The sequence below is a fragment of the Paenibacillus sp. FSL H7-0331 genome, from assembly GCF_001956045.1.
Map to the genome: position 1 here is coordinate 169,158 of NZ_MRTH01000005.1, position 10,117 is coordinate 179,274.

At 45.2% G+C, this 10,117-nt stretch carries 8 protein-coding genes and 1 pseudogene; 7 read left to right on the forward strand and 2 right to left on the reverse strand.

The annotated features are described in order from the left end of the window. Nucleotides 1-18: 18 nt before the first annotated feature. The 7 genes from BK127_RS09430 (at nucleotide 19) to BK127_RS09460 (ending at nucleotide 8,261) form a co-directional block, all read left to right on the forward strand. Entirely contained in the window at nucleotides 19-1,041 is a 1,023-nt protein-coding gene (locus BK127_RS09430) for a Gfo/Idh/MocA family protein (RefSeq protein ID WP_076229785.1), read from the forward strand. A gap of 21 nt (nucleotides 1,042-1,062) precedes the next feature. Beyond that, complete coding sequence (locus BK127_RS09435) at nucleotides 1,063-2,019, forward strand: sugar phosphate isomerase/epimerase family protein (RefSeq protein ID WP_076229786.1); 957 nt, start codon at nucleotides 1,063-1,065, stop codon at nucleotides 2,017-2,019. Nucleotide 2,020: 1 nt separating this feature from the next. Further along, nucleotides 2,021-3,760, forward strand: coding sequence for a hypothetical protein (locus tag BK127_RS09440; protein ID WP_076229787.1), 1,740 nt, complete (start codon nucleotides 2,021-2,023; stop codon nucleotides 3,758-3,760). A 228-nt stretch (nucleotides 3,761-3,988) separates the two neighbouring features. Further along, entirely contained in the window at nucleotides 3,989-5,005 is a 1,017-nt protein-coding gene (locus BK127_RS09445; RefSeq protein WP_076229788.1) for a Gfo/Idh/MocA family protein, read from the forward strand. Between the two features lie 127 nt (nucleotides 5,006-5,132). Next, nucleotides 5,133-5,843, forward strand: a complete 711-nt coding sequence (locus tag BK127_RS09450) for a cyclase family protein (protein WP_076229789.1) — start codon at nucleotides 5,133-5,135, stop codon at nucleotides 5,841-5,843. 39 nt (nucleotides 5,844-5,882) lie between these two features. Next, nucleotides 5,883-6,686 (forward strand): aldo/keto reductase, encoded by an 804-nt coding sequence (locus tag BK127_RS09455; protein WP_076229790.1) that lies wholly within the window; start codon nucleotides 5,883-5,885, stop codon nucleotides 6,684-6,686. Between the two features lie 222 nt (nucleotides 6,687-6,908). After that, nucleotides 6,909-8,261 (forward strand): MATE family efflux transporter, encoded by a 1,353-nt coding sequence (locus tag BK127_RS09460; protein ID WP_076229791.1) that lies wholly within the window; start codon nucleotides 6,909-6,911, stop codon nucleotides 8,259-8,261. A gap of 546 nt (nucleotides 8,262-8,807) precedes the next feature. Here the strand turns inward: BK127_RS09460 and pyrF are convergent. After that, nucleotides 8,808-9,728 (reverse strand): orotidine-5'-phosphate decarboxylase, encoded by a 921-nt coding sequence (gene pyrF, locus BK127_RS09465; RefSeq protein WP_076229792.1) that lies wholly within the window; start codon nucleotides 9,726-9,728, stop codon nucleotides 8,808-8,810. A 58-nt stretch (nucleotides 9,729-9,786) separates the two neighbouring features. Beyond that, nucleotides 9,787-9,912: pseudogene (locus tag BK127_RS44705) on the reverse strand (hypothetical protein); the annotation flags it as partial. Nucleotides 9,913-10,117: the final 205 nt, after the last annotated feature.

A 10,117-nucleotide genomic window follows, 5' to 3' on the forward strand; every position in this document is an offset into this window, starting at 1 on the left:
GAAAAGAGGCCATCGGGTATGCTGAAATTAGCGATGTTAAGCTTCTGGCACGTACATGCCAAGGATTATGTGCGTCAGGCTGTTGAACACCCGGATACGGAAATCGTAGCTGTTTGGGATGAGATTCATTCCCGGGGCAGGAGCAAGGCTGAGGAGCTTGGAGTCCGCTTTTATGAAAATCTGCATGAGCTTTTGGCTCAGTCTGATATTGATGCTGTTATTGTGGTTACCCCGACGACCAAACACACGGAGGTGATCCTAGCAGCAGCTCAGGCAGGCAAGCATATTTTCACGGAAAAAGTATTGGCTGCGACTATAAAGGAATGCCACGAAATCCTGGCTGCTGTAGCTGCCGCCGATGTTAAGCTTATGGTTTCCCTGCCTCGGTTGAATATGGCATTTGCTCAGAAGATTCAAGCCATTTTACAGGAGGGTTCGATAGGGACCATTACTTCTATACGGATGCGTCTTGCTCATAACGGTGCGCTGCCAACCGAACAAGCTCCTAATGGAGCACTGCCTGCGCATTTTTTCAATCTGGAGCAGTCTGGCGGTGGGGCCTTAATCGACCTTGGCTGCCATCCGATGTACTTGGCCCGTTGGTTCCTGGGTGTCCCGTCAGGCGTTAGCGCAAGCTTCGGGTACATCACTGGAAAAGAGGTGGAGGATCATGCGGTATCCATCTTACATTATCCAAATGGAACACTAGCCATTGTTGAAGCCGGATTTGTTAATAGTTATTCTCAATTTGTCATCGAGGTGCAAGGAACCGAAGGAAGCATTACGTATTCAAGAAGCGACAATAAGCTGTTTGTTCGAGGCTCAAGGTTTGAGGGAAATGCGGGCAGCGAGTGGCAGGCCGTAACAGATATGCCGGCTGAGTCCCCTTCCGCATTCGAACAATGGGTAATGCATATTCGGGAGGGTACGACAGCAACGGACAATATACAAATTGCGCTTGATTTGACCCGTTTAATGGAAGCTTCCATCATATCGGCTCGATCGGGTACTGTATGTCCGCTCAGTCACCTTACTGAGTAAAAAACTAGTGGAGGTCATCGAATGCTGAATAAAGGGGAATATTCTTTTTCTACGTGCTGGAATATTAAGAGACATACCGTAGGTAGGGAAATGATTGAGGAAATCAAGGAGCTTGGCTTCCGAAATGTGGAGCTTAATTATAACGTAACTGAAGAGCTGCTGACCACGATAGAGCCGATGATTGAAAAAGCAAAGATCGGCATTTCCAGCGTCCATAACGTCTTTCCATTTATTAATGACAAAGATTACGATACAGATTCTGTGCTGCTCGGATACGATGATGAAGTCAAGCGGAAACGCTCTGTAGAGCTGTTGATTCGTTCTATGGAATATGCAGTTCGTTATGGTGCAAAAGCTGTCGTGGTGCATCCGGGAGAAGTACCTTTTGCCTATAACATCGATTCGGAATTAAAAAAGTTGTATCGGGATTATGGTAAGGATTCACCTGAATACCAAAAGCTGTGGAATGAAATGCTCGACCAACGCGAACGCATGAGCACACACTATTTGAGACGGATCCAAGACAGCTTGGAGGAAGTGAGCAACCATGCCGCCATGCGAGGATGGAATGTGGCTATCGGTATCGAAACGCGTGCCCGTTGTTATCAAATGCCAACACTGCTGGAGGCCAAAACGATATGCGATAATCTCAAGGGAAGTCCAGTTTCCCTATGGTACGATATTGGACACGCGATGATGATGGACCGGATGGGCCTGTACGATAATCTTCAGGATTTGCAAGAGGTTAAGCGCTATATCTATGGTGTCCATATCCATGAAACGCTGGAGCTGTCCGATCACTATTGCCCGTATGTGCACAGCAAGGATTTGCATTTCTTTGACCACTTCCTGGAAGTGATCGATCTGGCACAAGTGAAGGTCTATGAGCTCAAGGCGATATGTCAGCCTGACGAAATCCATGAAAGCCATAATCTCATCACTCACAAAATTGCAGCTCTTAGCCAAAGGGTTAATTGATATGGATCCTATAGTGACGAAGCTTTTTCAATTGAATGATGATTGGACGGGAATTTCGCTTAACAGGCAGGTTACCGATGCCAATTCCAAATATTATGGCGGGATCATGGATCTAAGTAGCGGTATTCCAAAGGCTAACCATCTCGGTACCCCTGCGGTGATGGCAGCATGGACTGCAGCGCTTGTCAATCCGGACTCACGGTATTTTCGTGATGCGGGGCTGCTTCGCGCGCTCAGCCGAGCTGCCGTATTTATGCTGAACCGTCAGCATGCCGATGGCACGATAAGTCTCGGCTCCACGAACTTTAATTCCCCACCGGATACAGCATTTGTCGTGGGCGGGGTTACCCAGATTTATCGTCTCCTGCAAAGGCAGGAATGGCCTGAGGCGATGGCTGCGTTAACCCCCATACAGCTATTTCTTGAGCGCACCATGCCAGCGCTGCTCACCGGGGGCTGTCATACACCTAATCATCGTTGGGTGATGACAGCGGCGCTTGCCCAGCTGTACGAAATATTCACAATACCCGAGTTAATCGCTCGTGCGGAAGAATGGTTGGCAGAAGGCATGGATATTACGGAGGATGGGGAATGGACCGAGCGCAGTAACGGTATATACAATGTCGTGAGCGATATTTCCCTGTATCATACTGCCCGCGTCTTGAACCGTCCAGACTTATTAGCATACGTCCGGCGAAATTTGCGTATGATGGTTTATTTGATACACCCGGACGGCGAAGTGGTTACGGAATATTCCGGTCGGCAGGATCTGGGCCAAGTGTACGATATGTCCAATTATTTCTTGATCTACCGTTTGATGGCAGATTATGACCGTGATCCGCTTTTTGCGGCTATGTCCGATTACGCGGCATCGCTATTGACCAGATACAAAGAAGGCGTCAATAACCATCCGATGACAGGTGTTCTGTTATTTCCTTCCGATCTGGAAGGGCTGGCTAGAGCGGAATTACCGGTATCTTATAAAAAAATCCTTAATGCGTCTCATCCCTTATGTGAACATCTGAATATGGCAAAGGCGGCAGGAAATGATGTACAGCTCGAGCACAGCAGCATGCATATGGCGTTTGGTGCTCCGGTTATCCGGATCAGGGAGCTTGAAGATAGTGTGACGATGATGGCGAAAGCCCCGGCTTTCTTTTCGCTTCGTCATGGAAAAGCGCGATTGCTTGGTGTTAAGCTATCAACCTCATTTTCACCTGGAGTCGTCAAATTTGACGAGTTAAGTGAGACGGCAGACGCTTACAAATTAAGCCAAACCTTGGAAAAGGGTTACTACGGACCGATACCGAAGTCTCTATTACCCGATCTTCCGAATCGTGAGCACCTGAGTCCCTGGTATTTACTGCCGCATCAACAGCGACCGGTCACGCATATGCAGCAGCAGACCTTAACGGTAGACATCACACAAGGTGCTTCGGAATGGAAAATCCATATTCGCTCCGATGAGCGAGAGGATGTGATGATGCAGCTAACCTTTATTCTTGGAGAGGAAGGCAGCATCGAGGGCAGCGATATTGAAGATCGAGGTCAAGGAAGATTTATGCTGAAAAGCGGATCATTTACGTATATGACTGCAGGAAGTGCACTTGAAATTTCATCGGGTGCTTACGAGCACTGGCTGCCCGATATTCGCAATGACGATCATCCAGCTGGCTGTCAATATGTTCATGTGAATGTAATAACACCGCTGGACCGGATTTTCACGATTCGGCTGCTGTAAGAGATAGGACACACTTAAGCAGACATATCATGTAAAAGCTTATATACTAGACGGTTGCCATCATGGGGCCGTCTATTTCTTTTTGTCTTCTAACCGGTAGCGACGACTCCCCGCGCACAGCGGATTTTATGAGGAAACGGTTGTATATTGTGACGATCTGATGATGTCCTGCTTCTATAATAATATAGATGTGGGAAGCTCTGAATAAAACCCGGGGAGGAACAAAGGATGTCGAAACATCGTATTGTGGTTGTCGGCTGCGGCAATATATCCAAGGCCTGGATTGCATACACGTTGAAGCGAGACGATTCCTCAATCGTCGCACTCGTCGATATGCACCTGGACCATGCCGAGGCGGCAAAAGCAAAGTATAAGCTGGAATGTCCTGTGTATACAGATGTGCGGGAAGCGATAAGGAAAAATGAGGCTAATCTCGTGTTTGATCTTACGATCCCCGAAGCGCATTGTGCCATAACAACAGCTGCTTTCGAGGAAGGCTGTAATGTTTTCGGTGAGAAGCCGATGGCGTCCTCCATGGAAGAAGCCGCAATTATGGTCAAGGCGGCGGCCGATTCAGGTCGGACCTACGCGATTATGCAAAACCGGCGTTACCTGAAGGAAATGATGGCATTCCGCGATCTTGTACAATCCGGTACGGTGGGTCCAATTGGCTTCGTGACCTCGGATTTTTTCCTGGGGCTGCACAATGGTGGCTACCGTGAAACGATGGACAATCCGTTACTGCTCGATATGGCGATTCACACCTTCGATCAGTCGCGTTTTATAACAGGTAAAGATCCGGTAGCTGTTCACTGTACAACGTTTAATCCCGCCGGTTCCTGGTTCACTGGCGCTGCGGCAGCGATCTGCACCTTCGAGTATGAGGACGGGTCCTGCTATTCGTATCGTGGGTGCTACAGTGCGGAAGGAGCTCCAACCTCATGGCAATCCAGCTGGCGTGTCGTCGGCTCCAAGGGTACGGTGATTTGGGACGGACGTACTGCGCCTTATGCGGAGGTTGTGATACCGACGGAGGAAATCGTTCACGAGAATAAACACAAACGCATCACACCAGAGCTGACATGGGCAGGTCAGGAGCAGCATGCAGGATGTCTGGATGACATGTTTGACGCATTGAACAAGGGTCATATTCCTTCTACGGTGTGCACAGATAATATCAAAAGCCTGGCTATGCTGCACGGCGCGATTCGCAGCTTGAAAGAGGGCTGCAAGGTGCGGATTTAAAATATACACTCGAAAGTCGGAAGTGCTCGATTTGGGTATCGCTTAAATTCATGATCTTCTATAATATAGGGAATAAGTGGGATACATAGAAAAGATATAAAGAATAGATTGAATTGGAGGTACATCCATGTCCAAAGTGAAGCAGCTATCCGCGCTGTTGTCGTCCATGCAGGTGATTGACCTGTCCCATACATATGAGGAAGATATGCCTGTTGTTCTCTCGCATTCACGCTACTTTCACACGCTGTGGGATTCGTTCGAGACGGGAAGTATTGCACTAGCTTACCAATTGATCATGAATGAACACTGCGGAACGCATATGGATGCTACCGCGCATTTTATTCAGGAGGGTCATCCGGCTCATCAGTATATGGATGAAACGCCGGTCACGCAATTTTACGGGAGAGCGCTGACGCTTGATTTCTCTCATTATACAGAAAATGATCTGGTGTCGGCGGCGGAGATTGAACAATGGGAACAGGACAATGAACGTATTCAAGCGGGGGATATTGTGTTTTTTCGCTTTGGTTGGGATAAGTATTGGGTACCACGGACGGTTAGTCTGCAGTTCAGTAAAGCGTGGCCAGGTATTAGCGGTGAAGCTGCGCAGCTGCTGGTGGATCGTGGAATCAAGGTTGTTGGTTGCGATGCGATTGCCATTGATGGAAAGGTTTCACAGAATGCGCCAGCTCACTATATACTTTTAGGCAATGGCGTCAATATTGTTGAAAATTTGACCAAGCTTGAGCAAATCATCGGAGAGTCTTATGTAGTTATTGCTCCACTAAAAGTAAAGCAGGGCTCCGGTGCTCCGATGCGGGCGCTGGCGTTTAAATAAATATCTTTTATATAGCTGAATTTGAAAAGGAGCACGAGCATGAACGACAAACCGAAGCTAGGGCTTGGCGGACATTCATTTATCGAGGCATTGGGCAATGATCCTGTGGCATCTTTCGAGGAGCAATGCAGCATCGTTGCAGCTTGCCTTGATAATGGTATTGATGTTATCGATACGACCTATTATCAGGAGCGTGTCGCTCTTGGGAAAGTATTGAAGCAGCTCGGACGCCGTAATGAAGCGCATATTCAAGCCTGGAATTTCTTTCAGCAGCTCGGCAAGGAGAACGATCTGGTGGGTCCAACGCCTTACGAGGAACATCATATCGATATCATGCTGGAGGAGCTCGGCACCGATTATATCGATACATTAGTCATTCATACACATGATGATGAAGTGAAGCTGAACATGGAGCTGGAGCTGGCAAGTCGTTGGATAGCAGAGGGTACAATCAAGCGGGCTGCGTTGGGTATGCTGCGATTGAAGGACCTCGCGTATGTAAAAAGTGATTCTCCGATTTCTTGCGTGCTCGCTCCCTATAATGCATTCCGTCGCGATGCTGAGGATACATTCTGCAAAGCAAAAACGATGGGGCTCGAGGTTATTGCCATGTCGCCATTTGTTCGCGGCTGGAAACTTGATGAGATCGGTGAGGAAAAATTAAAGGCGGCCGATATTCTTCTTCGCTGGGCAGCGCATAGCGAGCTTGTTGATCTCGTGATCGTATCCATGCGTAAGAGCGAATGGGTTGCGACTAACCTCGATACGCTTCAGCGTGGTGCATTAAGCCAGGAGGAAGCAGATCAGCTGGAGAGCTGGGTTCAACGTCTGGGCAAGGACTGACCGCGATCCTGCTCAGGTATCCGAGTGAAGGCGAAAGAAACAGCTTACGAATTGAAAATGTTGTAAAGTAGGACAAAGGGTTGAGCAGAGGCTATTTCTGCTTAACCTTTTTAACTATGATCAATGAAAATGAAATTAATTGCGTTATTGTTCTTGAACATAATGTATGATAGTCTCGTTAAGCAATAATCAATATATATAATAATAAAGAAGGTAACTGGAATGAGTTTATTTGTACGTGAAACGTTTTTTTACAAAAGATTTGTGCTGTTAACGCTAATGATCGGATTACAAAACATCATCACCCTGGGGGTTAACCTATCGGATAACCTGATGCTGGGCGGCTACAGTGAATCGTCGCTTTCGGGTGTAGCGCTTGCCAATCAGATTCAGTTTTTGCTGCAGATGCTGGTGATGGGAGCGGGCGAGGGCATGGTGATTATGGCATCACGTTATTGGGGTGCCAAGGATATAGGATCAATCAAAAAGGTGATCAGTATCGGAATGCGCCTTGCAGTTCTTTTGAGCGTGGTTATGCTGGCCATCGTCTTTTTCTTTCCCCAAGGCTGTTTGTCGCTTTTTACTAATGATCAGAGTGTTATTTCTGAAGGGATGGCGTATCTCAAAATTATTTGCTTTTCCTACGTGTTTTTCGCAATAACGAATATTCTACTTAGCTCCTTGAGGAGTGTAGAGACGGTCAAGATCGGGTTAATGGTATCGTTATCTACGTTAATTATTAATGTGTGCTTGAATTATGTGTTGATCTACGGTCATTTTGGGTTTCCTGCTCTGGGAGTGAGCGGCTCTGCGATCGCAACATTAATTGCGCGAATTATTGAAACTGTAGTCGTTTGCGTGTATATCAAGCGAATCGATACCAAAATTTTATTGAAGCTGAAGGATTTCTTTTCTATCGACCCGGTTTTATTCAAGCAATATATCAAAATCGGATCACCGATATTGCTTTCGAATGCATTATGGGCAGGTGCGATGGCTATGCAAACAGCTATTTTGGGACATATGGGAGGTCCGGCTATTGCAGCCAACAGCATCGCTACGACCATTTTCCAGCTGATATCGGTAGTCATCTTTGCTTCGGCCAGCGCTTCAGCCATACTGATCGGCAAGACAATCGGCGAAGGGCAGCTGGATAAAGTGAAAGCTTACAGCAAAACCTTGCAAATCCTCTATGTTATTATCGGTTTGGGTACGGGCTTCATATTGTTTGTGACCAAGGATTATGTGATTAATTTGTATGCTATTTCTTATGATGCCAAAGCTCTTGCTCTGCAATTTATGACAGTGCTGTCGATCACCGTAATTGGAACCGCCTATCAGATGCCATCCTTGACGGGTATTGTGAGAAGTGGTGGAGACACCAAATTCGTGCTGTATAATGACTTTATTTTCATGTGGCTGGTTGTGCTTCCGGCTTCGGCACTTTGTGCATTTGTCTTTAACTTGTCTCCAGTGGTAACGTTTATGTTCCTGAAGTGTGATCAGATATTGAAGTGCTTTGTGGCCATTGTCAAGGTCAACCGATTTAAATGGATTCGTGTTTTTGACCGTTAACGTTAACGAATAGGATGATAATGCGGCTTGAAGCATCATTTTTCCACAACTGCAAGGAAATGCTTCAAAGAACCCGCGGCAAAGAAATGCTTCCAAAATCGCAATGAAAAAGGGATTCGCAGTAGTCGCAGATCCCGTTTCAATTGATTGACCTTCTCTATCAATTTCAGCTATTAACATTTTCGAAATGCAATCCAAAACCTGCCTGTCCTGAATCTCCAAATTTCATAGCTGTTTCAAAAGCAACATGTGGTTGACATTGTGAGGGGTCTGAAACCGTAGCAATGCCCACCAATTAACGTCATACAGGGGAATATCACGACCACCTGATGACCTACTATTCTGTATCGCAATTTTGATTGAAGTATGAGACTTGATTTGTTGCCGGGGTGGGGCACAGTAATAAAATTATTAATCCTAAACGCAATTATTTTTTCGCCTGCCTAAGTTACCCAACTTTTTCCATTGACCTGCTGGTTAGATGAGCGAAGACTGCTTAATTGTTTATTGCTTTCTCGTTTCTCGTTTAGCGTAATAACAAACAAACTACGTAACTTTGGTAAACCTAATCTCATTAATTTGTTCTTTTGCTTTTGTAGCTGCCTCTGTTATGTATCTGTGCATTTCAGTTTCAGTTGTTTTTCTCCAATCATCTTTATCGTTCATATAAGAATAAATGATACCCCTAGAGGACGATATAACTGCACCATTACCATTTTCATCAAAAAATACACTTGTATCCTCTGCTTTTCCCCCTTGTATCCCAAACCCAGGAACAAGGAATATCGAATGAGGTAACATATTTCGTATCTTCTTTGCTTCCTCTGGATATGTAGCTCCAACAACTGCTCCAATAAATGAATACTTGTTGATTCCTATTGTCTCGCACGCCAACTTTTCAATTTCTTTAGCCATTTTGAAGTACAGCAATTCTCCATTCTCCAATTTAAGGTCTTGTATTTCATATGACGAGGGGTTAGATGTCTTCAATAATAAAAACAACCCCTTATTATTCTCTTTTGCTGCTTCTATAAAAGGCATATATCCGTCACTGCCTAAAAAGGGATTAACTGTGACCATATCACCCGAAATCGTTCCATTTCCTAAGAAAGCACGAGCATAAGCTGCAGAGGTTGAACCAATATCCCCTCTTTTTGCATCGTTAATGACGATTAATTCTTTTGAACGTGCATAGGTAATTGTTTTTTCCAAAGCCCTAATGCCGTAGCTGCCATATACCTCGTAATAGGCGAGCTGGGGTTTAACAGCTACTACTTGATTAGCAACAGCATCAATAATAATTTTATTAAACTCATATATGGCATTAGTTATGCTTTCGTTAGATGAAGAATTTACATTTTCCAGTAAAAAATCAGGAAAAAACTTTATATCAGGATCTAACCCCACAACTAAAACACTATTCTTCTTTTTGCCTTCAACTATCAGTACATCTGCAAAATTGCCCATAATAAGTTCTCCCCCTAGTTTCTTTATTCATCGTCCAATATATATTAGCGTACTAGGTATAAATAAAAATAACTAAATTAAAATCAAAATATGACTTTAATTCATCTCCCCAACCACATACTGAACCTGAAAGAATCCACTGCTTATAATTCGATAGGTCCTCTTTTAATAAATGAAACCTCTTCACACCTGAAAATTTCCTTTATTTTACCATAATACATACTTATTGAATATAACTGCCCGGTAGTTGAGCGAAGACGAATTATCCACTATACAATACTGGGCGGCAAGGAAATGCCACAAATTTAGAACTTACGACAAAGAAATAGTTCAAGTCACAGATAAATAACCGATCGAGATCCAGGCAGTATCCCTGGGTACGATCGGTT

Bases quoted from the DNA above. Each gene is read 5' to 3' on its own strand.
- BK127_RS09430 (WP_076229785.1), top strand. From the start codon at position 19: ATGCTGAAATTAGCGATGTTAAGCTTCTGGCACGTACATGCCAAGGAT.
- BK127_RS09435 (WP_076229786.1), top strand. From the start codon at position 1,063: ATGCTGAATAAAGGGGAATATTCTTTTTCTACGTGCTGGAATATTAAG.
- BK127_RS09440 (WP_076229787.1), top strand. From the start codon at position 2,021: ATGGATCCTATAGTGACGAAGCTTTTTCAATTGAATGATGATTGGACG.
- BK127_RS09445 (WP_076229788.1), top strand. From the start codon at position 3,989: ATGTCGAAACATCGTATTGTGGTTGTCGGCTGCGGCAATATATCCAAG.
- BK127_RS09450 (WP_076229789.1), top strand. From the start codon at position 5,133: ATGTCCAAAGTGAAGCAGCTATCCGCGCTGTTGTCGTCCATGCAGGTG.
- BK127_RS09455 (WP_076229790.1), top strand. From the start codon at position 5,883: ATGAACGACAAACCGAAGCTAGGGCTTGGCGGACATTCATTTATCGAG.
- BK127_RS09460 (WP_076229791.1), top strand. From the start codon at position 6,909: ATGAGTTTATTTGTACGTGAAACGTTTTTTTACAAAAGATTTGTGCTG.
- pyrF (WP_076229792.1), bottom strand. From the start codon at position 9,728: ATGGGCAATTTTGCAGATGTACTGATAGTTGAAGGCAAAAAGAAGAAT.